Origin of the sequence: Pseudoselenomonas ruminantium (genome assembly GCF_900142515.1) — a bacterium.
Taxonomy (GTDB): Bacteria; Bacillota; Negativicutes; order Selenomonadales; family Selenomonadaceae; genus Selenomonas_A; species Selenomonas_A ruminantium_D.
On record NZ_FRBC01000005.1, the window covers coordinates 70,555 to 97,086 of the forward strand.

The 26,532-nt window shown below is 56.6% G+C and carries 21 protein-coding genes; 12 read left to right on the top strand and 9 right to left on the bottom strand.

The genetic code is table 11. The features are described 5' to 3' along the window. Nucleotides 1–4: 4 nt before the first annotated feature. Both BUB68_RS04000 and BUB68_RS04005 read right to left on the bottom strand, forming a co-directional pair. A complete protein-coding gene (locus tag BUB68_RS04000) occupies nt 5–1,924 on the bottom strand; it encodes a nicotinate-nucleotide--dimethylbenzimidazole phosphoribosyltransferase (protein WP_073088494.1) in 1,920 nt (639 codons plus the stop codon). Continuing rightward, nucleotides 1,921–4,113, bottom strand: coding sequence for a Tex family protein (locus BUB68_RS04005; protein ID WP_073088495.1), 2,193 nt, complete (start codon nt 4,111–4,113; stop codon nt 1,921–1,923). Before BUB68_RS04005 ends, BUB68_RS04000 begins: the two co-directional genes overlap by 4 nt. Nucleotides 4,114–4,317: 204 nt before the next feature. Between BUB68_RS04005 and BUB68_RS04010 the strand changes: the two genes are divergently transcribed. The 3 genes from BUB68_RS04010 (at nt 4,318) to BUB68_RS04020 (ending at nt 8,059) form a co-directional block, all read left to right on the top strand. Continuing rightward, nucleotides 4,318–5,694, top strand: coding sequence for a PAS domain-containing sensor histidine kinase (locus tag BUB68_RS04010; protein WP_073088496.1), 1,377 nt, complete (start codon nt 4,318–4,320; stop codon nt 5,692–5,694). Continuing rightward, entirely contained in the window at nt 5,691–6,086 is a 396-nt protein-coding gene (locus BUB68_RS04015) for a response regulator (RefSeq protein ID WP_073088497.1), read from the top strand. The genes BUB68_RS04010 and BUB68_RS04015 overlap by 4 nt, the downstream gene beginning before the upstream one ends. A 176-nt stretch (nt 6,087–6,262) precedes the next feature. Continuing rightward, nucleotides 6,263–8,059: a methyl-accepting chemotaxis protein gene (locus tag BUB68_RS04020; RefSeq protein ID WP_081371847.1), complete on the top strand. Its 1,797-nt coding sequence runs from the start codon at nt 6,263–6,265 to the stop codon at nt 8,057–8,059. A 90-nt stretch (nt 8,060–8,149) separates the two neighbouring features. On the opposite strand, the gene proC is transcribed toward BUB68_RS04020, so the two are convergent. Together proC and BUB68_RS04030 are read right to left on the bottom strand one after the other, a co-directional pair. Then, nucleotides 8,150–8,932 (bottom strand): pyrroline-5-carboxylate reductase, encoded by a 783-nt coding sequence (gene proC / locus BUB68_RS04025; protein WP_073088498.1) that lies wholly within the window; start codon nt 8,930–8,932, stop codon nt 8,150–8,152. A gap of 33 nt (nt 8,933–8,965) precedes the next feature. Beyond that, complete coding sequence (locus tag BUB68_RS04030; RefSeq protein WP_073088499.1) at nt 8,966–9,496, bottom strand: hypothetical protein; 531 nt, start codon at nt 9,494–9,496, stop codon at nt 8,966–8,968. Nucleotides 9,497–9,742: 246 nt separating this feature from the next. On the opposite strand from BUB68_RS04030, the gene BUB68_RS04035 reads away from it, so the two are divergent. The 6 genes from BUB68_RS04035 (at nt 9,743) to aroF (ending at nt 19,254) form a co-directional block, all read left to right on the top strand. Continuing rightward, nucleotides 9,743–14,215: an AAA domain-containing protein gene (locus BUB68_RS04035; RefSeq protein WP_143188078.1), complete on the top strand. Its 4,473-nt coding sequence runs from the start codon at nt 9,743–9,745 to the stop codon at nt 14,213–14,215. A gap of 130 nt (nt 14,216–14,345) precedes the next feature. Beyond that, nucleotides 14,346–15,806: a glucose-6-phosphate isomerase gene (locus BUB68_RS04040; protein ID WP_073088501.1), complete on the top strand. Its 1,461-nt coding sequence runs from the start codon at nt 14,346–14,348 to the stop codon at nt 15,804–15,806. A 62-nt stretch (nt 15,807–15,868) separates the two neighbouring features. Then, nucleotides 15,869–16,408, top strand: coding sequence for an MATE family efflux transporter (locus BUB68_RS04045; RefSeq protein ID WP_073088502.1), 540 nt, complete (start codon nt 15,869–15,871; stop codon nt 16,406–16,408). A 24-nt stretch (nt 16,409–16,432) separates the two neighbouring features. Further along, on the top strand, nt 16,433–17,125 hold the full coding sequence (locus BUB68_RS04050; protein WP_073088503.1) for a hypothetical protein: 693 nt from the start codon (nt 16,433–16,435) through the stop codon (nt 17,123–17,125). Between the two features lie 234 nt (nt 17,126–17,359). After that, complete coding sequence (gene pheA / locus BUB68_RS04055) at nt 17,360–18,193, top strand: prephenate dehydratase (RefSeq protein WP_073088504.1); 834 nt, start codon at nt 17,360–17,362, stop codon at nt 18,191–18,193. A 29-nt stretch (nt 18,194–18,222) separates the two neighbouring features. Continuing rightward, on the top strand, nt 18,223–19,254 hold the full coding sequence (gene aroF / locus BUB68_RS04060; RefSeq protein ID WP_073088505.1) for a 3-deoxy-7-phosphoheptulonate synthase: 1,032 nt from the start codon (nt 18,223–18,225) through the stop codon (nt 19,252–19,254). Between the two features lie 112 nt (nt 19,255–19,366). On the opposite strand, the gene BUB68_RS15535 is transcribed toward aroF, so the two are convergent. From BUB68_RS15535 to BUB68_RS04085, 4 genes are all read right to left on the bottom strand, one after another. Next, nucleotides 19,367–21,001, bottom strand: a complete 1,635-nt coding sequence (locus BUB68_RS15535; RefSeq protein WP_256625775.1) for a sensor histidine kinase — start codon at nt 20,999–21,001, stop codon at nt 19,367–19,369. Next, on the bottom strand, nt 20,998–21,687 hold the full coding sequence (locus BUB68_RS04070) for a response regulator transcription factor (protein ID WP_073088506.1): 690 nt from the start codon (nt 21,685–21,687) through the stop codon (nt 20,998–21,000). The genes BUB68_RS15535 and BUB68_RS04070 overlap by 4 nt, the downstream gene beginning before the upstream one ends. Before the next feature lie 200 nt (nt 21,688–21,887). Next, a complete protein-coding gene (locus BUB68_RS15540) occupies nt 21,888–22,031 on the bottom strand; it encodes a helix-turn-helix domain-containing protein (RefSeq protein ID WP_256625777.1) in 144 nt (47 codons plus the stop codon). Further along, on the bottom strand, nt 21,979–22,635 hold the full coding sequence (locus tag BUB68_RS04085; RefSeq protein ID WP_073088508.1) for an IS607 family transposase: 657 nt from the start codon (nt 22,633–22,635) through the stop codon (nt 21,979–21,981). Before BUB68_RS04085 ends, BUB68_RS15540 begins: the two co-directional genes overlap by 53 nt. 234 nt (nt 22,636–22,869) lie before the next feature. Here BUB68_RS04085 and BUB68_RS04090 point away from each other — a divergent pair, with 234 nt between their 5' ends. Next, complete coding sequence (locus tag BUB68_RS04090; protein WP_073088509.1) at nt 22,870–23,067, top strand: hypothetical protein; 198 nt, start codon at nt 22,870–22,872, stop codon at nt 23,065–23,067. Nucleotides 23,068–23,194: 127 nt separating this feature from the next. Continuing rightward, complete coding sequence (locus BUB68_RS04095; protein ID WP_073088510.1) at nt 23,195–24,355, top strand: MFS transporter; 1,161 nt, start codon at nt 23,195–23,197, stop codon at nt 24,353–24,355. 374 nt (nt 24,356–24,729) lie between these two features. On the opposite strand, the gene clpX is transcribed toward BUB68_RS04095, so the two are convergent. After that, nucleotides 24,730–26,007 (bottom strand): ATP-dependent Clp protease ATP-binding subunit ClpX, encoded by a 1,278-nt coding sequence (gene clpX / locus BUB68_RS04100; RefSeq protein WP_073088511.1) that lies wholly within the window; start codon nt 26,005–26,007, stop codon nt 24,730–24,732. A gap of 285 nt (nt 26,008–26,292) precedes the next feature. On the opposite strand from clpX, the gene rpmE reads away from it, so the two are divergent. After that, a complete protein-coding gene (rpmE, locus tag BUB68_RS04105) occupies nt 26,293–26,493 on the top strand; it encodes a 50S ribosomal protein L31 (RefSeq protein ID WP_014423491.1) in 201 nt (66 codons plus the stop codon). The last annotated feature ends 39 nt before the right edge of the window (nt 26,494–26,532 follow it).

A 26,532-nucleotide genomic window follows, 5' to 3' on the forward strand; every position in this document is an offset into this window, starting at 1 on the left:
TAGTTCAGCGCTGCTGCCGTTCGGCTCCCGGGCCGTCGCTGGCGACCGCTACTTTGCTTTCGGCAAAGGTGCGCATATGGTTCAGCATATAGAGCGAGGCATCGGCGATATCCATGCCCATGCCGGCAATCAGGCCGCCGGGCAGAGTGCAGTCTGCTCGCAGCAGCAGGGGTTGCACATGGAGGATGTAGGGGCGTACAGCCGGGCACAGGAGCTCTGTATATCGGGCGATGATTTCACTGGCTTCATCATCCAGAATGATGAAGGCGCTGTTGTGGGCCGCGGCGATGATGGCACCGATCATGGCGCCGATAAAGGGCTGAGCCACTTCGGGCGCATGGGTGAGGAACTCATCGGCAGGATATTTCAGGCTGCCGTCCGCATGGAGCAGTTCGGTGCGCAGCAGTTCGCTGGCCGTGCCGAAGGGGGCATGTTCGTCGATTTCGGTCATGGCCAGCCCCAGAAGTGGATAGGACAGGGACAGGAACTCGCCCTGTTCCCGCCCAAAGTCGAAAGCGGCGGTCAGGGGGAGTCCTTCGCGGACATGTGCCATGGTCACATCCGCTTTGGCGCTTTGGGAACTGGCGGCAATCAGCTGCATCTGCAAGGGATTCGTGACCTTGCCGGTAAAGCAGAGGAGTGCCCGGTCCAAATCGGCGGCGGGCAATTCATCGCCGGTGATGCCGGCGATTTCCACGGCAATCTGCTCCAGTGCGCCCAGGCTGTTCAGGGGTTTGACCAGATGGTCGATGCGTTCCCGGCAGGCGTTCATGGCTGGCAGGTCAAGGTCCTGCATGGTGGACAGGTAGAAATCGAAGGTCTTGTTGGTGACTTTGGGCGCCAGATTGGGCATATATGCCTGCTGGAACGGAGTCTCCACGGGATCGTGGGGCAGGTGGCTGATGACATCCCACAGATCCAGAACGGTGGTGAGCTCTTTGACCAGGATGGAACTGCCACAGGCTTCCCCCAGGCTCAGGTCCAGATGCAGGAAGGGGGCAAGGCCCAGCTTTTCCAGGGCAAAGGCCTGGGATGGCTCCCCGCTTTTTTGGGAGGGCAGCAGGTAATCCACACAGTCCGGTGCGAGGCTACAGGCCAACAGGGCCGCTGCTGCGCAGTTGGCACCGTCGAGGATGATGGCCTTGTGTGCGGCGGCAAAGCCTAACATCAGGCCCGCTATAGCCCCGAATTCAAAACCGCCAACTTTGGCGAGTACATCCAAACCGTCATGTTTGTCCGGCTGATTGATGGTCAGTGCCTGGGCTACAATGGCGGTTTTTTTGGCTAAGCGCTCGTTGGAGATATTGGTGCCGCGGCCGGTGACGTCAGCTGCGCTCCTGTCGCAGAGGGCTGCCACGATAGCGGCGCTGATGGTGGTGTTGGCAATGCCCATCTCGCCCGGCAAGAGGCAGTCAAAGCCTTCGGCAATCAATTTGTTGGCCAGCCGGATGCCGTTTTCCAGAGCGGTTACCGCCTGCTCGCGGCTCATGGCGGGGCCTTGGGCGATGCTGGCGGTGCCGTTGCCGACCCGGCAGTCGATCAGGCCGGGGATATCGCTCGTGTCGCCCCGGATGCCAAAGTCCGCCACGAAGACTTCGCTGTCCGCAAAGTCGGCCAGTGCGTTAGCGGCGGCTCCCTGGCCAATCAGGTAGCTCTGGGTCATCTGCAGGGTGGTTTCTTCCGGATAGGCACTGACGCCTTCTGCGGCTACGCCATGACTGGCGCAGCAGATGACGGTACATTTGTCCGGGTGGGCCGGGTGCAGGTCCGCGGCGATGGCGATATAGCGCAAGAGGAGGTCCTGGAAACGTCCTAAGGAATCCTCGTCCCCTTCCAGCACGCTGGCCAGCTGTTTGGCGGCCTGACGGGCTGGTTCCTGTCCGGCCGGGGTGATGGCGGCTATGGTCTCTTCCAATAATTTCATCCGATACGTGCCTCCTCTTGGGGAACTTGTTTCAGGGATAAGCCGATGCGGTTGCGTTTTTCATCCACGCTGATGACCATGACCTTGACGATGTCGCCTACGGCCAGTACATCCAGTGGATGCTTGATGCGCTTCCGGCTCATTTCCGAGATATGGATCAGGCCGGCGGTCTTGAGGCCGATGTCCACGAAGGCACCGAAGTCCGTGATGTTGCGGACAGTGCCGCGCATGATGCTGCCTTCCTTGATGTCGGAGAGCTTTACGATGGCCTGGCGGGTCAGCGGTGCAGGCAGGTCTTCGCGGGGGTCGCGGCCCGGTTTTACGAGGGCGTCGAAAATATCCCGGATAGTGAGTTCGCCGGCAGACATTTCCTGGGCCAGTTTCTGGCAGTCTGCCAGTTTCGCTTTTGCGGCGAGCAGGCTGAGCGCGTCCTTGTTGCTGAGGTCCGCGAGGCTGAAGCCCAAGCGTGCCAGCAGTTTTTCAGCCAGGGCATAGGATTCGGGATGGACGGAGGTATTGTCCAAGGGGGATTTGCCGCCGGCAATGCGCAGGAAGCCTGCACATTGAGTGAAGGCGGCGGGGCCAAGGCGGGGCACTTTCAGCAACTGTCTGCGGCTGGTGAAGATGCCGTTTTCATTGCGGTAGGCCACGATGTTTTTGGCAATGGTGGCATTGATGCCGGCAATGTGCTTCAGGAGGGCGGCACTGGCCGTGTTGAGGTCAACGCCGACATGGTTCACGGTGCTTTCGATGGTGGCATCAAGGGTGGCGCCGAGTTCCTTCTGGTTGACATCATGCTGGTACTGGCCCACGCCGATGGCCTTGGGGTCAATCTTCACCAGTTCAGCCAAAGGGTCCTGGATGCGGCGGGCGATGGAGACGGCACCGCGGATGGTCACGTCGTATTCAGGCAGTTCCTCTTTGGCCAGAGCCGATGCGGAGTAGACGGAGGCGCCGGCTTCATTGGTGATCAGGTAGTGTACGTCCGTCAGATGGTTGTCTGCAATCAGCTGGGCGGCAAATTGTTCCGTTTCGTAGGAGGCGGTGCCGTTGCCGATAGACAGCAGGGTGATATGGTGCTTGCGGATGAGGTTCAGTACGGTCTGAGCGGCGGCAGCTTTGGCCCCTTCGCTCTGGGTCAACTGGATCACGCCGTGGTCGAGGACATGGCCGGTGGCATCCACCACGGCCAGCTTGCAGCCCGTGCGGTAGCCGGGGTCAAGTCCCAATACCGTATGGCCGGCGAGTGGTGCCTGCAGGAGCAGCTGCCTGAGGTTCACACCGAAGATCTTGATGGCCTGTGCTTCTGCGTCTTCTGTGAGCTGGCTGCGCACTTCGCGCTCCAGGGCAGGGAAGAGCAGGCGCTTCCAGCCGTCTTCGATGACTGCTTTGAGGGTCTCGTCCCAGGGGGAAAGATGCTTGTGGACGCGGCGGAAGATGCGGTCCATGCAGTCCTCGGCATCGATGGTCACATGGACTTTGAGACAGCCTTTGGCTTCGCCGCGGTTGATGGCCAGGATCCGATGGGATGGCAGGGTGTGGATGGGTTCGCTGTAGCTGGCATACATGGCAAAGGTCTGCGCATCTTCCGCATCTTCGACCAGCTCGGTCTCGATCAGACCGTTGTTCCAGAGACGGGTGCGCATATCGGCGCGCAGTTTGGCGTCTTCCATGATGGTCTCGGCTGCGATATCCATAGCGCCGCTCAATGCGTCTTCTGCGGCAGCCACGCCTTTTTCTGCCTGGCAGTATTTGGCGGCTTCCGCCAGCGGCGTGCCGCTGATGCTGGCCTGCTCCAGCAGCAGTCTGGCCAATGGCTCAAGACCGCGTTCCCGGGCAATCTGGGCACGGGTGCGTTTCTTCTGCTTGTAAGGCAGGTAGAGGTCTTCCAGCTCCTGCAGCTTCTGGGCCTGCTCGATGGCCGTGCGCAGTTCGGGCGTGAGTTTTCCCTGTTCTTCGATCTTGCCGAGGATCTCGTCCTGACGTTTGACGAGGTTGCGGAGATAGGTCAGGCGCTCTTCCAGGATGCGCAGCTGTTCGTCTTCCAATGCGCCTGTCGCTTCCTTGCGGTAACGGGCGATGAAGGGGACGGTGTTGCCGCCGTCGAGAAGCTCGATGGCCGCGGCGGTCTGTTTAGGGGTTACACCCAGCTCTCTGGCAAGCAGTGCGGGGATGTCATTTATCTGCATGGTCTGCACCAACTTTCTTATCGTTTGTCACCGTTAAATTATACGCCAACAGGCTTGTTTTGCCAATGGCAGGGGCGATTTTTCTGCTATACAAGGCGGATGCTTTGTGTTATTATTATAGTAGGATTATTTCGTGATGTCTCTTGATTGTGAGCGCTGTTTTGTGTGGAGACGGAACTAGCTGACTGTTAGGAGGCGGGATTTATGCGCAGGGCTGTAAAGAAACTTCCCCCGCAGCTGCAGGGGGTTATGAATCAGATTGAAGTCATGGAAGCCCGTTTGGAAGCCAATAAAAGGTGTATGCGGGCTGTGTTTTCGGCAGCGAAGGTGGGCATATGCCTGCTGTCTGCAGATGGAAGCGTGCTGGCGCTCAATGATATGGGCCGGAAGATCATGCAGGCGGAGGACACCAATGTGTTGGGCCGCCAATTTGGTGACGCTTTTTGCTGTGAGAACAGCCTGGAAAAAGGCTGCGGTTATGGCGGCAATTGCCGTCATTGTCCCGTGCGGCGCAATATCGAAGCGGCCATCGCTGATGATGATTTTTCCGGTGAGTTCACGGTGAAGATGAAGAATGCCCGCAGCGGAGAATGCATGTGGCTGGAGCTAGGGGTGTCTCAGGAAGGCTCGGGCGAAGAGAAACAGCTGATTGTCACCATCGTGGACGAGTCTGCCCGCAAGCGTTATGAAGAAGAATTGGAAAAGGCCAAGGTGGCTGCTGAACGGGCTGACCGTACCAAGACGCAGTTCCTTTCCACCATGAGCCATGAGATCCGTACGCCGTTGCATGGCATCATCGGCATGTTGGAGATGGTCGGACAGGAGCCGCTCAGCGAGCAGCAGCAGGAGTGCCTGCAGAATGCCCGGCGCAGTGCTGATGACCTGCTGCAGCTGCTCAATGACATCCTGGATTTTGCCAAGCTGGAGAATGGCCGGCTGAATGTGGAGTGCATTGATTTTGATCTGCATGCGGCTTTGGCGCGGGTGGCGGGCATCTACCGCCAGCTGATCACCAGCAAGGGGCTCCGGTTCGTGGTGCCGGATTACAGCCATCTGCCGCGCTACGTGAAGGGCGATCCCCTGCGTCTGCGGCAGGTGCTCCATAATCTGCTGGCCAATGCGCTGAAGTTCACGGCGCAGGGCAAGGTCACGCTGGCGGCGTATCAGAGTACCCGTCATGGCAGGCCCAGCCTGGAATTCAGCGTGGAGGATACGGGGATTGGCGTGGACCGCCGGATGCAGGAAAGGATCTTCCGTCCCTTCATCCAGGGCGATAGCAGCACGACCCGTCTCTTTGGCGGCACGGGGCTGGGGCTCATGATATCCCGGGAACTGGTCGACCTCATGGGGGGGACGGTGAGCCTGGATTCGGAAGTGGGCCGGGGGACCTGTGTATCCTTCTGGATGCCTTTGGTGGAGGCGGGTTCTGCGCTGGAGGAACGGCGTATTCTTCTGCGTCCGCGGAAAAAGCAGGGCGGGAAAGATCTGGTGCGGGATCCCCAGGTGGAGAACCTGCTTAGTTATTGTATGCAAAAGATGGTTGGAGACGCGGTGCTGCCTCCTAAGGGGGAAACGACTTGAAGATTTTGATTGCGGAAGATGACAAGCTGAGCCGCACCTTTTTGTTGAATTTTCTGCGCGCATATGGCGATTGTGATACGGCAGACAATGGAATGGAGACGCTGGACAAGTACATGGAGGCGTTCAAGCGCGGTGAGCCTTACGATATGATGTGCCTGGATATCATGATGCCCAAGGTGGACGGGCTGATGGTCCTGAAGCTGATCCGGGAGCTGGAGGCGCGTCATCATGTGGAGGCGCAGAAGCAGGCGAAGATCATCATGATGACGGCCATCGCGGATATGGAATATGTGGATCAGGCCTTTGAGCTGGGCTGTGATGCCTATGCGTCGAAACCAATCGAGATGCAGCAGGTGCAGGAAGTCATGCTCGATCTGGGGCTGATCAACTGAATATCGCTCGTGCCGGCGCCGGATGGATACAGGTGCCGGCACGGTTGTCTGCGCGCTGTACGGCGTGGGGAATATTTTTGCTGGCAGCAGGATTTTATGGGCAAAGGTAGAACTATTCATTTAAAACGCAATATTCACATAAAATACGGCGAAATTTATTCTAGGGAGGGAAATCTATGTTTTTCATGAAATCCGTACGGGGAAAGCTGACGGCTCTGTTCGTGGCTGTCAGCGTAGTGGCCACCCTGTCAGTAGGCGGCTATTTCATCTATACGACTATTTCTGACAATGACAAACTGGTGCAGGAATACCGGCAGGAATTGTCGATGCATTATGACCGGGAACTCCGGCTGCAGACGGAGGGGCTGGTGTCTTCCCTGAATGGCATCTATGCCCGCCAGCAGAAAGGTGAGTTCACCGAGGAACAGGCCAAGGCGCTGGCTCTGGATGTCATCCGTTCGGTGCGCTATGACGAAGGCAAGGGCTATTTCTTTGCCGATGAAAAGAATACGGGTATCTGCGTGGCTCATGCCGGCAACCGGAATGCAGAGGGCAAGATGCGGCGCAATGAGAAGGATCCCAATGGCGTGCCTTACATGGAAAACATGTGGAAGGAAGGACAGAAAGATGGCGGCGGCTTTGTCGACTTCTCCTATCCGAAACCGGGGGAAACGCAGTCCCTGCCCAAGCGCAACTATGTGCTGGAATTCAAGCCCTATGGCTGGATCGTGGGCACTGGCTCCTGGATTGATTATATCGATGCCGAAGCTGCGAAATACATGCAGGATAATCAGTCGGCACTCTATCATAAGATCCTGATCTCGTCCATTATCATTTTGGTGGTTTCGGTTGTCATGGCCCTGCTGGGCGTCAAGATCGCCCAGAGCTTCGGCGATCCCATCAGCTTTGTGACGGGGCGCTTGCGGAAATTCGCGCATGGCGATTATCGGGCAGAACCCGTCAAACCGGAATATACGGAACGGGAAGACGAGATCGGCGAGATGGTGGAGATCCTGAAGGTTTTGGGTACCAATATGCGCAAGCTCATGGGTTCCATCCGCGAATCGGCTGAGCAGGTGGCCAGCGATGCAGCCCAGCTCAATGAGATGACTACCCAGTCTGCTGCGGCCAGCCAGCAGGTGGCAGAATCCATCACTGATGTGGCCGGGGCGACCAACAAGCAGCTGGCTGCTATTGATGATGCTTCACAATCCATGGATGTGCTCATGGAACGCATTGGCGGCATGGCACACAATGCCCGCCGTTCCGCCGCTGAAACCCAGCAGGCAACGGAGAAGGCACAGAACGGGAACAAGGTGGTCATCCGCACGGTCAAGGACATGGCACATCTCAGCAAGGTCGTAGGCGAGTCTGCCCGCGTGGTCAATAGCCTCGGTGAGCGTTCCGATACCATCGGCCGCATCACGGATACTATTTCGGGGATTGCCGAACAGACGAACCTGTTGGCCCTGAATGCCGCGATCGAGGCGGCCCGGGCTGGCGATGCAGGCCGCGGCTTTGCCGTTGTGGCCGATGAGATCCGCAAGCTGGCCGCCCAGTCTGAAGAGGCAGCCAGCCAGATTGCCAGCCTGATCGGCCAGATCCAGAATGAAACCCAGCAGGCCGTCAACAGCATGAACGAAGGTACGGAAAACCTCGCCACCGCGAAAGACAGCGTGGAGGAAACCGGCCGGGAATTCTCCGATATCGTGGCGTTGGTGGAAAAGATCGCAGACCGTTCCCAGCAGATTGCCAGCGCGTCCCGGGAAGCTACGGACAGTGCTGAGAACTGTCAGTCGGCAATCCGTGATATCGAGGATATGAGCCGCAGTGTCGTATCCAACTCCGAAACCGTATCGGCAGCGACGGAAGAACAGTCGGCATCTGTCCACGAGATGAATGTCAACAGCGAACAGCTGGCAAAGATGGCCAGCATGCTGCAGGACGAAGTGCAGAAATTCAAAGTCGAATGATCGGATGGCATGCGCACCCTGCTTGAACCGGATTTCATGATAAAAAAACCCCGTCAGCTTTGGCTGATGGGGTTTTTGCGCTGTGGCGGCTCACTTGTTCATGATGGCATCCACGGATTTGATGCAGGCATTGCGGAAGCCGTGTTCTTCCAGGGCCGTAACGCCGCGGATGGTCGTGCCGGCAGGGCTGCAGACATTGTCCTTGAGCACGCCGGGATGGGTGGCAGTAGTGAGCTGCAGTTTTGCAGAGCCTAAGACCATCTGGGAAATCAGGCGATATGCATCCTCGCGCTTGAGCCCGTATTTCACCGCGGCATCGCCATAGGCTTCAATGAAGAGGTCTACGAAAGCGGGACCGCAGCCCGTGACCGTGCCGCCGATGCCCATAAGCGAACTGGGCAGTTCCTGGACGAGGCCGACGGCGGCGAAGAGTTCTTTGACCTGTTCCCGTTCTGCCGGGGGCAGGGTATTTTTTTCCTCGAAGAGCAGTACCCCTTCCCCTACCATAGCAGGGGTGTTGGGCATGATAAACTGCAGGGGGGTGTTGGTCTGGAGTACCGTCTGATATTTGGCAAAATCCCAGCCGGCAGCAATGGAGATCAGGTTCTTGCCGTCCAGGGCGGTGCCGAGCTTAGTCAGCACGTCTTCAATCTGATAAGGTTTGCAGGCCATTACGAGGGTATCACACTTAGCGGCAAGTTCTGTGGCGCTGGCCATAGGGGTGAAGCCGATACGGGCGGCGTTTTTGGCCAGTTTTTCCTGATTGGGTGCAAAGGCAAAGACGTTTTCCTTGTGGATGGCATTGGCTTCAATAAAGCCTGCTGCCAAGGCCTGTGCCATATTGCCCATACCGATAAAGCCAAGATTTTTCATGAAACTCCTCCTTATCCATTACAACAGCAAATGTTAAAAGTAGTTTTTGCTCAGTTCCACCAGACCGCTGGCCAGCAGGTGCATGAATTCCGGTTGGCCGATGTTCTCAGCGCTGATGGAGAACAGCATGTTGTTGTGCTGCCAATGGGCGGCATAGCCGTCGGGGTAAGCCTTGCTTTCTGCGGGGACGGTGGCGACAGACACCGGCAGGCCCGCTATGGTCTTTTTGTGCCATTTCACGCCATAAAGACCGCTGATGTCTTCATTCATCTGTTCCGTGCAGCGGGCGGTGCGCAGGCGGAATCTGGTGGCTGTCTGCCCATCGGCCAGGTATTCGATGTCGATGACATCTCCGGCCACTACCCAGACCTGGCTTACATGGTAGCCGCTGACGGAAGGCAGGTACAGTGGCTGGAAGCCGGCTGCGGCCTTGGCCGCCTCTACCGTATCATAGCTGACCATGGGATTCGGTATGCCCACGGGTTTTTCGGCAGCGTTGGCCGTGCTGAAGCAGAAGCTTCCTACAGCCAGTGCCGAACAGAGAGCCAATATTTTTTTGTTCATCACGCAACCTCCTAAAAGCGATTTCAAGGTCAGTATATACTTGACGGTTGAATACGTCAAGTTGTTTTCGCTGTCCAGACTGGCTGCGAATATTCTTCCTTGCAGGAATTTGTTATAATCGGTAGAATATTCACAGATGATATTCACAAAAAAGGAAGTTATCCACAGAGTTATCCCCAAAACTGTGGATTTGTGGATAATTCTGTGGATAACTTGAGTGTTCATGTTGATGTTTTCGAGGTTTTTATGGATAACCAGAAAAAGGTTTTGAAATTGTTGGATTATATCCGCAAGGTGGTCTCCTTACGACAGAAATTGCAGCGCAACATCAAGGATGAAGAGTGGAGTCTTTTCCTGGATGAGCTGCCGGTGGACCCGAAACGGATCCGGCTGCTGCCTCAGCTGGAGGGGCAGGAGGGCGTGCTGCTGGAGGTGGAAAAGCCGGAGTTCATTCCTTGCCCGGAATTGCCGTTCGATCTTTTGGGCTGGATCCGCACGCCGAATTATAAGGATTTTGCGGTAGTGGACATTGAGGTGCGGGAGCAGCGCCAGCGCCATGATGAGCGCTTGGGCGATGTGACGGAGCGGTTTGTGGACTCCGGGGTGCGGCTGGCGGCACTGGAGAAGTGGAAGCGGCAGCGGACGCTCTGGCGGGCCGGGGAAATGGTGAAAAGCCGTACGCAGGAACTCTTCATGGAGCTTTATGAGCTTTATGACCGGCTGCGCAAGGAACCGGAAGGTTTGGAACTGGTGGCAGGCAATGGCTTTTTCCTGAGTGGTCTGGACGCGGGCATCAATCACCCGATCATCCTGAAGCGGGTACAGCTCCGTTACGATAAGAAGGGGAAAATGCAGCTGCTGGATGCGGAATACCCCACGGAACTTTATGCGGATATGTTCCAGGAGATGCCCGGGGTGGAAGCGGATGGGCTGCGGGCCTTCGGCGAGGCGCTGGATGAGGCGGATATCCATCCCTGGTCGGAAACGCTGGCGTCGTTTCTGGAAGAGAATACAGCGGCACTTACGCCGAACTGCCGTTTTGCCGCCAATCGGTTTGATGTGCTGCCCACGGATTGGTATCTGGCCTATGAGCGTCAGGTGCTGTTCCTGCGGCGGGTGCAGCCGGGGACGGAGCGTTCCATTACGGCCATGATGGCCAGGATTGAAAAGGAAGGGGATGTGCCGGAAGCGCTGCTGCGGATCGTAGATCCGGATGCGCCGCAGGAGGCAGCGGAACCGCTGGCGCTGGATCTGTCCGATATCCGGGGCGAGGCGGAGGATATCCTGCTGACCAAGGCGGCCAATGCGGAACAGCTGGGCATTGCGCGCAAGCTGGCGGCATCCCCGGCCGTGGTGGTACAGGGGCCGCCGGGCACAGGGAAAACCCATACCATCGCCAACCTGCTGGGGCATTTCCTGGCGCAGGGCAAGCATGTGCTGGTGACCAGTGCCACGAATAAGGCGCTGCATGTGCTCAAGGAAAAACTGCCGGCTGGCATACAGGATCTCTGCGTATCGCTGCTGGACGGCGGCAAGGCGGATATGCAGCGTTCTGTACAGGGCATTTGTGAGCGCCTGTCGCATAGTGATGCGGAGGCGCTGGCGCAGCAGGTGGCTGTGCTGGCAGAACGGCGGCAGGCCGTCCTGCAGCAGCTGCGGGAAAAAAGGCAATTGCTGGAGGATATGCAGCGGTTCGAGGCCAAGCGGGATTATTTCGTGCTGGGCGGCCGGGCCTGGTCACCTTCCCGCATGGCGGCGTTCATCCATGACCATCCGGAACTGGATGACGTGGTACCGGGGACGGTGGCGGAAGGCGTCCTGCCGCTGTCGGCGGAGGATCTGGCCGCCTTGTATCAGACCAACACCCTCTTCACGCCGGATATGCTGGCCGAAATGGAAGAACGCCTGCCGGAGCGTGGCCGGATGCTGCCGCCGGAGACTGCCGGCCCGCTGATTGCGATGGCTGCCGAGGAAAAGCAGCGGCGGGAGGAACTGCTGGCATCCCTGCCGGAGATGTCGGTGGATGAGCTGGGATTGCTCTGCAAGAACGGCCAGCCTGTGGCGCAGGACTTGTCGGTGCAGCGCTTGCAGGAGGCCAGCGATCTTTATGCGGGCATCGACTTTGCCGTGCTGGAAGGCAGATGGGCACAGGAGGCACTGCTGGCAGGGATGCGCAAGGGTGCTTATCTGGAGGTCTGGCAGATGCTGGGCCGTGCGATTGAACGGGTGCAGCTGTTGAAACAGCAGAATATGACCCAGTTCTTTGGCGTGGATTTTGCCTATCGGGGGAAGGGGAGGCTGACTCAGCAGCTGATCCAGACGCTGGCGGATATGGCGGCAGCTTTTGATGCACATGGCAGGCTCAGCTGGTGGGACAAGTTGTGGCACAGCGATTGGAAGGCGGTGCAGGCGGCTTTCACGATAGATGGAAAGGAGATTGCGAGCCGCCGGGACTGCCAGCTGGCCATGCAGTATGTGACCTTGCATCTGGCGCGCCATGATGTGCAGGTGAAGTGGCAGCAGCTATTGGAACCCTATGGCATGATAACCTGGGAGGAGCTGTCGGCCCAGGGGGATGATCTGGACGACCTGCTCAGTGCCCGTTGGCAGGAGATTGAGGTCTATCTGCACTTTCAGGAGAATGTCTGGCAGGATCTGTTGCTGCTTTGGCGGCAGGCCGGGGTGGACTGGCAGCTTATCTATGGCAAGCCCGGCTATGCAACGCCTCATGGGACGCTCAAAGCGCGGCTGCGCTGGCTGCGGGAAGACTTTCCGCACCTGCAGGCCTTGCTGCTGATGCAGGCCAGACGTCAGGCCTCTGCGGACAGCCTGCGGGAGACCAAGGACGCGCTCGATGCGGCAGATGGGGCGCTGGCCCGCCAGTTCGGTCACGCTCTGGCTGCCGGCAGCGGTGAAGCCTATGCAGAGGCTTATGCCAAATTGGTGAACTATGAAAAGCTCCTGCCCAGACTGCAGCAGCGGCAGCATCTGTTGCAGCAGGTCGCAAAGGCCGCTCCGCAATGGGCGGCACAGATTGAGTCTCTGGCTGGGCACAGCGGGGCCGGGACGCCGCCGGAAAATATTGAGGATGCCTGGCTGTATGCCCAGTTCCGCCGGGAACTGGCGCAGCTGCCGCAAGGCGATGCGCAGTGCATCGAGGTGGAAATCAAGGAACTGACGGAACGGTTCGCTCAGGCGACGGCAGCTTTGGCCGAGAATCAGGCCTGGCAGCATCTGTTGGCCAATGTGGAGGGCAACAGCCTGCAGACCAGCCTAGTGGGCTGGAGCAAGGCGGTGCAGAAACTGGGGCGTGGCAAGGGCCGCTATGCGGCACGGCACAGGCGTGAAGCCCAGGCCTGCATGCGGGAGGCACAGAATGCTGTTCCCGCCTGGATCATGCCGCTGCCCCGGGTCTGGCAGAACCTGGATCCGGAAAGCCCCAAATTCGACATCATCCTGATCGACGAAGCCAGCCAGGCGGACATCACCGCCTTGCCGCTGCTTTACTTTGGCAAGCAGGTCATCATCGTGGGCGATGACAAGCAGGTCAGTCCCGCTGCGGTCGGGGTGACGGCGGCAGAGATCACCCATCTGCAGAACAGTACCATCGAGGGCGTGATCAAGCATGCGTCCCTTTATACCATGGATACTTCCCTGTACGATATCGCCCAGATGAATTTTGCCGCCCGGATGCTCACGGAACATTTCCGCTGTGTGCCGGAAATCATCGGTTATTCCAACCAGCTCGCCTATGATGGACGAATCCGGCCTTTGCGGGAATCCGGCCGCCTGTTGCCGCCCTGGGTCACGGTGAAGGTCCATGGTATCCGGGAGCCGGGCAGGAAGCAGAATCTCCTCGAGGCTGAGTACATTGTGGCAACGTTGTCGGCATGCCTTCAGGAGCCGGCCTATCAGGGGCTGACGTTCGGAGCCATCTCCATGTTGGGAACCGAACAGGGCAAGCTGATCCGGGAACTGGCCGTGCAGGAAATCGGCATTACCGCGCTGGAAGCTTGTCATTTCCTCTGCGGCAGTCCCGCAGATTTTCAGGGAGATGAGCGCGATGTGATCTTCCTGTCGCTGGTGGACAGCAGGGACAGCCTGGAGGCACTCCAGCAGATGCGCCTGGTGGGCGAAGGCCATGCCGGCGACACGGCCAAGCGCTATAATGTCGCCGTCAGCCGTGCCAGAGAGCAGGTCTGGATCTTCCATTCCATGGACATCGACGATCTGAAAGAGGGCGATCTGCGGCGGGGGCTGCTGGAATATGCAGCAGCACCCAAGGCCGTGGACGAAATGGCGGACAAGCAGCCCGCTTCGCTGGAGCTTACCGTAGTCCGCAGCCTGCAGGCTGAAGGGTATGAAATCCGTCAGAACATGGCGGTGGGCAGCCTGGTGGTGCCGGTGGCCGCCCAATACGGCGAAAAACGCGTCATCATTGCCTGTGATGGCGAGCACTGGGTGGACAGCCTCAAGGAGGCGGCTGACCTGCGCTATAGTCAGGCCGTGCTGGAGCGTATGGGCTGGAACTTTGTCCGGGTGCGGGGCAGCCAGTGGTATCTGGACCCCGAGGCGTCGCTGGCCCAGCTGAAGGCAGAACTGCAGGCTTTGGGCATTGTTCCGGGGCAGGCACCTGACGAAGAACAGGCGGAAGGCCAGGAGATCGTCACCTATTTGCAGCAGCGGGCAGCCCAGTTGGTGACCGGCTGGCATAAATAGGCGCAGGGAGAATTTTTTCCTGCCCTATGGAAAAATATGCAATTTGGAGTTATAATGATTTCGTATGTAACAATAATAAAATAGAATGATGATTGTTATGGTGGAATGAATTTAGAGGAGTGTTAAGAACATGAGTTTGAAGCTGCAATCTGGTTTTGAGTTTGATTACGAAAACCTCTACGGCGAAGGCAAAGTTACGGAAGCAGACCTGAAATCCTATGAAGAAGATCTGAAGAAGGCTCACGAAGCCATGAAGGTCATGCGCGAAAAAGGCTTTATCCGTGCCCATCTGTCCAAGGACGGCGAGCCGGAAAAAGTGCTGTTCTCCCAGCTTCCCTACATTGAGGAAGGCCATCTGAACAGCCCGTCTTCCCTCAAGCATCTGCAGGAACTGACGGACCATGTGAAAGATAATGTGGATTTCGTGGTTTCGCTGGGTATCGGCGGCTCCTTCTTAGGCGATAAAGTCATCTTTGACGTACATTGCGGCGAATTCTGGAACGAACTGCCGAAGGCAGAACGTGATGGCTTCCCGAAGATCATCTTCAGCGGTCAGAACATTGACCCGCGCCGTACGGGTGACATCATCCATTATCTCGAAAACAGCGCCAAAGTCACCAAATCTCATGAAAAGCGCAACCTGAAAGTGTTGCTGCTGGTTATCTCCAAGTCCGGCGGTACGCTCGACACGATGTCTAACTTCATGGTCATCTATGATGCCCTGCAGAAGTTCGATAACATCGATGTGGAAGTTGTCGCTGTAACGGATCCCAACATGGAAAAGCAGACGCTCCTGAAGAAGCTGGCTATCGAAAAGGGCTGGCCGCAGTACGCTGTACCCGATGGGGTGGGCGGCCGTTTCTCCATCTTCTGCGAAGTCGGTCTTACGCTGGCTGCCTGCGTGGGCTTTGATATCGAAGCCTTCCTCAAAGGTGCCCGCGACATGGACAAGGCCTGCCAGAACGACGACCTCTGGCAGAACCCGGCTATGCTCAATGCAGCCCTGAAATTCGCTGCTTCGGAAAAGCATGGCCGCGATATCGAAGTCATGATGCCTTATGGCGATTACATGAAATCTGTTTCCGAGTGGTATATCCAGCTGCTGGCTGAATCCCTGGGCAAACAGTACAACAAGGACGGCAAGGAAGTATGCTATGGCCGTACGCCGCTGGTAGCAGTAGGCACGACGGACATGCATTCCCAGACGCAGCAGCATCAGGAGGGCAAGCTCAACAAGGTTGTGCAGTTCATCCGTCTGGCTGATTGGGAAAATGACCTCACGATCCCCGATGTGTTCCCGGAAGCCAAGAAGCTGTCCGATATCTCCGGCGTGACCATGGGTCAGGCACTGGAAGTTGCCCGTCAGTCCAACGCTGATGCACTGGCTTCCAACAAGCGCTACAACGCTTGCTTCACCCTGCCGAAGCTCAATGCTTACCACCTCGGCGAACTCCTCTACATGCTGGCTATGTCTGTCGCTTACGAAGGCGAGCTTTCCAACGTGGATGCCTTCAACCAGCCGGGCGTAGAATCCTATAAGCGCATCATGGGACCGAAACTGGCAGAGGTCAAAGCTGCGAACCAGAAATAAACCGCAGATCATGGCCTGCAGGCGGCGGGAAACTGCCTCCTGTCAGGAGGACAATAAAAAATATGAGATTCCTTTGGTCGGCAGATTCGTCTGCCGGCCTTTTTGTGCAGGGAAAAAGGCGGAATGGAGCGGTTTATCGGCTGCCTAGAGACAGGATCGTCAAAATCTATCAGTCGGGCCCCGAGGGACTGGCACTCAGCCGCTTTTTGGGGCTGGAGGCCATGGGTGCCTTTCAGCTGACGCTGCCGCTTGTCTTTTTGGTCATGATGCTCAGCCAGGTCATTTCGCTGGGGGTGCAAAGCAATTGCGCCAAGAGCATCGGCGGGGGACGTCAGGAGGAGGCCCGGGGCATATATTCCCTGGCCCTGCTTTTTTGCCTGCCGCTTTCCTCGTTGCTGGGGCTGGGAATCTTTTGGGGCGCAGGTGAGCTTTCCCTGCTGCTGGGCGCCGGGGGCGGCGAACCGGCAGTGGCTCAGGCCCTGACCGACTATCTGAGGGGCATGGCGCCGGGGATGGCCTTGCTGCTGTTCCTGCCCATGCAGATTTCCGTGCTCTTTTTGGAGGGGCAGGCCCAATACGCCCTGCGGGCCATTTTTGTCTAGACGGGGCTGAATGCGGTAGGGGCTTTGTTCAATGTGCTCTATGCGGAAGGCGGCATGTTTGGCATGGGAGCGGTCATGTCCCTGTGTTATCTGAGTTCCCTGCTGGTGATGCTCCATGGCATCTGGAGTTTTTTGCGGACGGTTCTCTATTATTATGCTCAGGGCCGGGGACTGGTACCGGATGCCGATTCCGTGATACGGCTGGAGCCGGATCGTTCCCTGGATGAAGTGGAAAGGCTGGACCCTTACCGGAAATTCGCGGAAGAAATAGCCGGGAAGGAGGAGGGCACATCTTCGGCGGCCTTTGCCATTCCTGAGGAAGCTTATCCCATGGATGTGGCATACTGCTCAGGCTATGAGCTCCGCTATCCCTTGAAGGAATTTTTGGCTGCCGCCAAGGCGGAAAAAACTTCCGTGGCAGCCCTGATTTCCCTCGCTGCCACCCGGGCGATGGAAAAGCTGTATCCGGTCGGGGATCAGCCCCTGGTCAGGGAAATCACCCGCCTCATCTGCATCAAGGGGCTGGGTTCCTTCGGCCTGGCTGCTTCAACTTACGGCGATACGATGTATATACGCTCCAGCCAGCGATTCGATTCGCCGGCCATAATGGAGGGGCTGGGCAGGGATCTGTCCGAGCTGGGCCTGTCGGCGGAACTTTGCGCGCTGCCGCCCTTTGCTGGCAATCCATTGCGTGTCAGCAGGCTGCTGAAGGTCTGAGACAAGAAGAGGGCAGAGAGATTCTTCCGGTGAGCTGATTGGTGGCAATGAAGCGGATATTAAAAATAATAAAACAAAAGTATGTATAAAAAAGACATAATGTAACTTATTTTGCAAAAATGCTTGTTAATTGCTATCGTTTGTGCTATGATAGTATCACTTTGAAGGGAAATTAGGTCAAAAAGCCTCGTCCATGATTCAAGGACGGGGCTTTTCCTGTGGAGGAGGATATGCATGGCAAAGACCCTGGGGGTGTTAGGCCCGGCGGGAACCCATAGCGAGGCGGCGGCGGTCTATCTGAAGAAGCATTGCCACGAGGATTACAGGCTGGTACTGTTTGCCGATATCTTTGACTGCCTGCAGGCAGTGGAAAATGGTGAGGTGGATTCGGCCTTGGTGCCGGTGGAGAACTCACTGGAGGGGGCCATCAATATCTCTCTGGACACGCTGGCGCGCAGTGATGGGCTGTATGTCTGGCGGGAACTGATCTGGCCCGTACATAATCAGCTGTTAGCAAAGCGCAAGGGCGAGATAAAGAGGATTTATTCCCATGCCCAGCCCATTTCCCAATGCCGGGCTTTTTTGCAGGCGCATTATCCGCAGGCGGAACTCATAAAGGTGTCGAGCACCGCCCGGGCCGCAGAGATCGTGGCCGATTCGGAGGATGACAACTGCGCCGCCATTGCCACGGCGCGGGCTGGTGAGCTTCTGGGGCTACTGCCTATCGCCAAGGAGATCCAGGACAGTGCGGCCAACTGCACGCGCTTCTTCCAGGTGGGGCGGGGAGCACAGGAATTCCTGCCCAAGGAAAAGCTGCTCGTGATCTGCCAGATCGATGGTCAGAAGGCTGGTGCCCTCTTTGATGTGCTCAAGGAATTTGCCCAGCGGGGCATCAATATGACGCGCATCGAGTCGCGGCCAGCCCGGACGGAGCTGGGAGCCTATATCTTCTTCTTCGATCTGGAATATGTGGACTCGCCGAAGCTTGCGGAGTCGCTGGCGGCGGTGGCGGAGAAGAGTATCTGGCTCAGGAATCTGGGCACTTATCCGGTTATACATGTGAAATAAATTTTTCTGATATAGAAGGGGATGGAATTATGTTTATTATCATGAATGTGGATGCTACGGCAGAAGACATCCAGGAAGTCATTGCGGTCATCGAAGGCGCAGGCCTGCAGGCCAAGGTGATGGAAGGCAGTCAGCAGAAGATCGTCGGGGTTATCGGCGATAAGGCAAGACTGGCTACGGTGCCCATCGATGCGATGGACGGTGTGGAAAAGAGCGTGGAGATCTCCAAGAGCTACAAGCTGGCCAGCCGCGAGTTCCATCCTCAGAACAGTGTCATTGATGTCGCTGGCGTGAAGATCGGCGATGGCACGCCGGTGGTCATGGCTGGCCCCTGTGCCGTGGAGTCCAAGGAACAGCTGTTCGAGGCCGCCGAAATCGTGAAAAAGGCTGGCGCCCAGTTCCTGCGCGGTGGTGCCTATAAGCCGCGCACATCCCCGTATGCGTTCCAGGGGCTGGAAATCGAGGGACTCAAGTATCTGGCGGAAGCCCGTGAGCGCACTGGCCTGCGCGTGGTTACGGAGGTCACGACGGTGGAGGCCATCGAGCGTGTCGTGGAATATGCGGACATGCTGCAGATCGGTGCCCGCAACATGCAGAATTTCGGCCTGCTCAAGGAAGTCGGCAAATGCGGCAAGCCGGTGCTGTTGAAGCGCGGTCTGGCGGCAACGATTGATGAGTGGCTCAATGCTGCCGAATATATCATGAATGCCGGCAATCCCAATGTGGTGCTCTGTGAGCGCGGCATCCGCACCTATGAGACCTATACGCGCAATACGCTGGATCTGAGCGCAGTGGCGGCAGTCAAGCATCTGTCCCACCTGCCCATCATTGTAGATCCCAGCCACGGCACGGGCAAATGGAGAATGGTGAAGCCCATGGCCTTTGCGGCCATTGCCGCCGGCGCGGACGGCCTGATGATGGAAGTGCATCCGAATCCGGCCAAGGCCTTGTCTGATGGGCCGCAGTCCCTGACACCGGAAAACTATGCTGAAGTCATGCGCGGCGTACAAAAAATCTCCGCCTTCATGAAAGCGGAGAATATTCATTCGATGGATATCTAAGACACGAAAAAGAGATTGCTTTTTCCGTGCGGTGCTATACTAGGCATATGGAAAGCAATGGATTAGAAAAAACTCCCGGCAACTCGTCAAAGCCGGGGTTTTTTTGTGTCTGTCACACTAGTATATCTCGATTTTGCATGGCAGAAAAGGCTGGCAGGCCAGAAGATTTCCTGCCGTGGATGGTGAAGGTGCTGCCTTGGGCGGGCTGGCTTTTACAGGTCAGTTGCAGGCCATGGCGCTGGGCGATTTCCTGGGCGATGGCCAGGCCCAGGCCGGTACCCTGCTGGTTGTTGCTCCGGGTGCTGTGGAATTTGGCGAAGATATGGGGGAGTTCCTCCGGGGCAATGCCGCAGCCCTGGTCGATCACGCTGATCTGCCAGCCGGTTTCGGAGACCTGCTGGCGGACGGTAATGGCAGAGGCTTCGGGGGAGAATTTGATGGCGTTGTCCAGCAGGATGATCAGCAGCTGGCGCAGGCGGCCGTAGTCGCCGTCCATGGGCAGGGGCTGGGAAAAGTCCGTCTGGATGGTGATGTGCTTGTCCCGGGCGATGACCTGCATCTGCCGCACGGCGTCCCGGAAGGCTTCGGTGATATCCAGCGGGGCCTTCTGCAGGATGAAGCCAGGATTTTGCAGGCGGGTGAGTTCCAGCAGGTCACCGACCAAGCGTTCCAAGGTCTTGAGGCTGCTGCTGGCTTGGCTCTGGCAGCGCGCTTTGGCTTCGCTGGTCATAGAAAGATCCTGCCATAAGAGTTCCAGCGTGCCGCGCAGGATGGTCAGCGGGGTGCGTAGTTCATGGGAGATGGCGGCCAGGAATTCCTGCCGCTGTTTTTGCAGTTCCTGCCGTTCCGTGCGGGCTTGCAAAAGTTCCGTGCCCAAGGCATCCAGATCGGCGGCGAGCTGGCCGATCTCGTCCTGCTGCCGGATGCCGGTGCGGGCAGTCAGATCGCCGCTGGCAAAGGCGCGGGCGGTCTGCTGCATCTTGAGCAGGGGGCTGCTGAAATGCCTGGCCAGCCCCCAGGCGAGCGTGCCGGTCAGGAGGAGGGCGAGCAGCAGGGACAGGGCGAGCAGGCGCAGGCCCTGCCAGATGCTCGTTTCCATGTTTTGCAGGGAATGATGCAGGAGAATGGCACCGCTTATGCGTCCGTCATGGTAGATGGGGGCGGCGGCGGTGATAGCAGGGACGCCGAGCAGCGGCGAGAAAGCCTGACTGCGGGCGGGCTGGCCGCTGAGGACATCCGTGATAAGCGCTTCGGCTGCCGGCGGCAGTTCAGTGATGGTCTCTTCGTTTTCCGCACCGTAGGAGCGGATGATATGGCTGCCCGCACCAACCAGCCAAACCTCGCCTTCGCCCAGTTCGTTCAACTGCCGGAAGAAGCTGGCCAGCCGCTGGTCTGCTTCGGAATTGCTGCCCGCTTCGTGCGGGGCAAGGGTGTACTGCCGTCGGCACCAGCCCTGCTGCATCATCCTGCCGTGATGGCGGGCGTGCCCCATGCCCGGGCCGCCGCGCCCCGGCTGGGCAGGCTGAGTGTCAGGTCCGATGCTTTCGGCTTGCAGCAATGCAGCTGCTTCTTCCATGGCGGGGATGGCGGCTGCCAGTGCAATGGCCCGCTTTTGCATCTCTTCCTGATGGACGTCCTGGCTGTGCCGGGCAAACAGGCAGGCGAAAGCCAGCCCTATGATAAGGGAGAACAGGAGGATGATGGCGGAAAAATACAGCAGCATTTTCCGCAGGAGTGTGTGTTTCATTTCGCTGTTGCCTCGTTTTCCCAGCGGTAGCCCCTGCCCCAGACGGTGCCGATACTGCCGCCGGCCAGTCCCGCTTTTTCCAGTTTGGCCCGCAGGCGGCGGATATGGGTGTCCACGGTGCGGGTGTCGCCGCTGTAATCATAGCCCCAGAGCAGATCCAGCAGATGTTCCCGGGAGAAGATCTGCTGCGGATGGGTGAGGAACAGGTGGAGCAGGTCGTATTCCTTATGCGTCAGGGAAAGGGGCGCGCCGGCGATTTCGACCAGGCCGCGTTCTTCCTGCAGGTGCAGATTGCCGCAGGAGAGTCCGGCGGCCTGTCCGTCCCGCTGCCAGCGCCGCAAGACGGCCTTGACTCTGGCCATGACTTCAGCGGTGGAAAACGGTTTGACCACATAATCGTCCGCGCCCAGATCCAGCCCCATGATGCGGTCGTAGTCGTCGCCGCAGGCGGTGATCATGATGATGGGCACTGCCGATTCCTGCCGGATCTTGCGGCACAGGGCAAAGCCGTCCATCTTGGGCAGCATCACATCCAGCAGGATCAGGTCGATGTTCCCCGCCGTGAATTTTTGCCAGGCATCTTCGCCGTCAGCGGCCTGTATATTTTCGTGACCGGCTGCCGTGGCGGCAATGGACAATATATCCCTTATCGCTTCGTTGTCATCGGCAATCAGGATCCGTGCCATATCAATCCCGTTACTGAAAACTTATATTTTCACTTTTTATAAGGTTGCCTGTTTTGCAGTAACGATCTCCTTTCTTGTTCATCTGGTATTTACGAGATACCTGACGCTGCAACCTGCGTCTCGTTTTCTTGAGTTTCCTTATTGTATGCGTCTTGTTGATATTTTTGACCTTGGTAGCGTCAGAGATTATCGCCAAGTCTTTAATACCTAAATCCATGCCGAAAATTCTCCATCTGCTTGTCTAAAGCCCAGTTGTAGGCAAACCTTGAAGCACCTGCGAACTGAAACAGTTTAGTCCTCTGCTTGTTGTTCGGGAGCAGCCGTATCCTGTTTGACCTTATCATCTGAATCAAATCCCACTAACTCCTGTATCATTCTCTTCGCCTTATGTGCCCGTTTTCCTTGGAGCTTACAGCTAAACTCTGTAATTATTTGCACTAAATCCTCAACAAGCTCTTCTGGTTCGCTTTTTTGAGTGGTATCGACAATTTCTATTTTGCAACCATGAATAGCGGCAATCGTTTCGATAAGCTCAAATCCGAAGCGTAAAAGCCTGTCCTTATAGAGGATAACCACTTTCTCGGCCTGGTTGGACTCAATCCTACGAATAAGGTCTTGTAAACCTTTCTTCTTGTAGTTGATTCCAGACCCTATGTCAGTGATTATTTCAAAGGGCTGCCCTTGGGCATACAAATATGTTCTCAGATTTTCGACCTGTCTTTCAAGGTCATCTTTTTGCTTGGGGCTTGATACCCTGCAATAGCCAATAATCTTTTTAGGAGCTAATTGAATGCCTGTTACGGCATTTAATTGGTCTTCCGAGTAGTATCTGTAACCGTTGGACGAAGTGTGATGAGGGTGGAGTTTTCCGTTTCTGTCCCAGTTTCTCAGGGTTTGTGGGGTGACTCCGATGATTTTGGCAAACTTATTGATAGTATAGTATTCCAAGTTCATCACCTCAATGCTATTATATCGATAAGTTATAATGTATTCAAGATTCTTTTATAATTATTTATAATTTTTTATTTATCTGTCAAAAGCCTCCTTGCATTTATCTGGCTTCCGTTTAGCAAATAATCGTTCTGGCGGCAAAAAATATTTTTCTTCGTAACATTTTCGTCACAAATGGCCGTCATAATGAAAGCATCGAGAAAATGATTGGACCTTGAGGAGGTTTTTATTATGAAGAAAATATTCGCATCTCTGGCGGCTGGCATGATCGTGGCCAGTGCGGTACCGGCTCTGGCGGCGGACAGCAATGCCGCTGGCAATGACCGTCCGGGCTATTGCCGTCAGGCTGGTGATAACTGGTGCGGCGGTGGTCATGGCCGTCATGGTCATAGGGGTTATTGCTGGGACGATAATCAGCAGGGCAAATGATGGCGCGAAAAAGCAGGCTGGAGACAGCCTGCTTTTATTTTTCTTCATTCAATTGTGTATAGGATTTGCCTGGGCTGGGAAAAATTGCTACAATAAAGACAATCTTTTCGGAAGGAGTCCCTTGGTGATGAATAAGAAATATCTCTATATGCTGTCGGCGGGTCATCTCAGCGTGGATATCAACAGCGGTTCCCTGCCGGCACTGCTGCCGTTTTTCGTCAGTGAGTACGGCATGGATTATACATCTGTTGCGGGGCTGATGTTTGCCTCGTCTTTTTTGTCCTCGATCATCCAGCCCTTGTTCGGCTGGCTGGCGGATAAAGGCTCGCGGCAGTGGTTTATGGTGCTGGGCGTGCTGATGGCCGGGCTGTCGCTGGCCTGCACCGGCTTTGTGACCAATTACTGGGGCATCTTTGCGGCGGTTACCCTGATGGGGATTGGCAGTTCCATCTTCCATCCCGAGGCGGCGCGCAATGTGAATGCCATTGCCGGCAAGAAAAAGGGGCAGGGCATGAGCATCTTCAGCGTGGGCGGCAACGGCGGCTTCGGGCTGGGGCCGCTGCTCGCGGTGTTCCTGGTCACCACCTTTGGCATGCAGGGGACGGCTTTTTATGGCATTGCGTCCCTGTTCACGGCGGCGATGATTTTTTTGGCTGCGCCGGCCATTGCGCGGGAGAGCCGGCGGCAATTGGCTCAGGCACGGGACACGGTCAGGGCAGATGCCGTGCCGCGGGAAAATGACTGGCCGGCCTTTGCGCGGCTGTTCGTGGTGATCGTGTTCCGTTCCACGCTGTTTACGTCCATCAGTGCGTTCCTGCCCCTGTTCTGCATCCAGGTGCTGGGGGCAAGTCCGGCGGTGGGCAGTGCCACGCTGTCCATCATCTCCATTGCGGGAGTGCTGGCAACGTTGGTGGGCGGCTGGCTGGCTGACCGCAAGGGTTATGTCAATACCATGCGCTATGGGGCCTTGCTGCTTATCCCCTGTCTGGCGGTGGTGGTCTTCACGCAGAATATCTGGGCTGTCTATGCCATGCTGATTCCCATGAGCTTTGCCATGCAGGGGCCCTATGCGGCCTTCGTGGTATTGGGGCAGAGCTATCTGGCCAAAAGCCTGGGCTTCGCCTCCGGCGTGACTTTGGGCCTGTCCTTCAGCCTGGGCGGCATCATCGTGCCGTCTTTGGGCTGGTATGCGGACAGCTTCGGCATTGCGGCGGTGATGGTGGTGATTTTCCTGATTTCCATCTGCTGTGCGGCGGCGACGTTCTTGCTGCCAGAGCCGCGAAAATAGTGTATTGCTATATCGCGAAACTATATGTTATACTGTACCTGCTACACACCTAAGGAAGCGGTTAGCCCTCTGCGGAGGGACTGTTACCCTCCGATGACATAGAAACTCTTAGGAGAATATGTATAAGGGGGGATGTCTTATGACACTTGAATCAGCAATGGGTTTTTTTGCCTTTGCGCTTACCTGCTTTAGCGTTGGCTATATGCTGGGAAAAGATTTGCATACACGAAAATAACCGCCCCAAGTCTGCAAAACAAAGGCGGTTAATTCGGATCTATTGATACGGGCTGACTGTTCCCGTGGTGTGTGGCATTTTCTTTACTTTGATTATAGCAAATGGCCCATCAATAGTCAATGATGGGCCATTTGTAGTACTATTTCTTCACGACTTCCGGCTTGGCGCCTTTTTCGATGCATTCTTTGGTGATGATGACCTTCCGGGCTTCGTCGGATTTCGGGATATCGAACATGACATCGAGCATGATGTCTTCGATGATGCCCTTGAGGGAGCGGGCGCCAGTCTTGCGCTCGATGGCCTTGCGGGCGACAGCGCGCAGGGCTTCTTCCTGGAATTCGAGTTCCACGTTATCCATGGCCAGAAGTTTCTGGTACTGCTTGACCGGGGCGTTCTTGGGTTCGGTGAGGATGCGCAGCAGGGCGTCCTCGTCGAGGGTCTCGAGGGTGCAGATCACCGGCAGGCGGCCGATGATCTCGGGGATGATGCCGTACTGCATCAGGTCTTCCGGACGGACCTTATGGATGAGTTCGTCGAATTTCGGCTTGTCATCCTTGCCCTGCACTTCGGCACCAAAACCGATGGTGCTGGCTTTTGACAGGCGCTTGGCAATGACATCGTCAATGCCCACGAAGGCACCGCCGACGATGAAGAGGATGTTCTTCGTGTCCACTTTGATGGTGGGGGCTTCGGGATGCTTGCGCTGGCCGCGGGAGGTGAACTCCACAACACTGCCTTCGAGCATCTTCAGCAGGGCCTGCTGCACGCCTTCATGGCCCGGGTCAGCGGTGATGGAGTTGTTGGCGCCGGACTTGCGGGCAATCTTGTCGAATTCGTCGAGGTAGATGATGCCGTGTTCAGCTTTTTCCACGTCCTTGTCCGCAGCGTAGTAGAGGTTGCGCACGGCGACTTCCACGTCTGCACCCACGAAACCGGCTTCCGTCAGGCTGGAAGCGTCCGTTACGGCGAAGGGGATGTCGAGGAGCTTCGAGAGGTGCGACAGCAGGGCTGTCTTACCGCAGCCGGAGGGGCCGAGCATGATGACGTTGGATTTTTCGATTTCCGTGCCGTCGTCGTTCTGATAGCCGTATTTCATGCGCTTGTAGTGGTTGTAGACTGCTACCGAGAGGATCTTCTTGGCGCGGTCCTGATTGATGATGTATTCATCGAGATACTGCTTGATGATATGGGGCTTGTTCTTCTTGAGGATATCATCCAGCTCCCCGGCAAAGACCTGCTTTTCATCCTGGATCTGCGCGGCATCGTGTTCTTCGAGGAAGTGGTAGACATCCTTGATGCAGTTGCGGCAGATGGCAAAGCCGGTGTTGGGGTCATAGATGGGCAGGTCATACTGGTCGCGGACGTTGATGATCCGTTTGCAGAAGCTGCACTGATGTTGTACTGCTTGATTGGCCATGGTTGTGTTTGTTCCTTTCTATATCAAAATCCTTGGTGTTATTTCCGACAGATACTACCATTATCATATAGGTAGGAAATTTTTTCAAGCAAATTTTTGTTTCTTTCCTTGCATAGCAGCAGCTTGCGTGCTATAATAGTCGGGTACTGGACGTACTGACGTCTGGTTCCAAGTCAAAATTTGACTGGCTTTGCCCCAAGAGGTAAGCTAGGTCTAAACCAAGCTCGCGCATAGCTTGCTTGTATCAATTCCCAGTTTCGTTGGGGTGAAAGCGAGGTGTAAATAATGAAACAGGGTATTCATCCGGAATATTTCGAAGCTACGGTAACCTGCGGTTGCGGCAACACGTTCACCACGGGTTCCACGCAGAAAGAACTGCGCGTCGATGTTTGCTCCAAGTGCCATCCGTTCTTCACGGGTCGTCAGCGTGACGTACAGGCAGGCGGTCGTATCGAAAAGTTCAACAAGCGTTACGCCAAGAAGTAAGAAACGTTATGGTAAAGCAGAGCACATTTATGGCTCTGC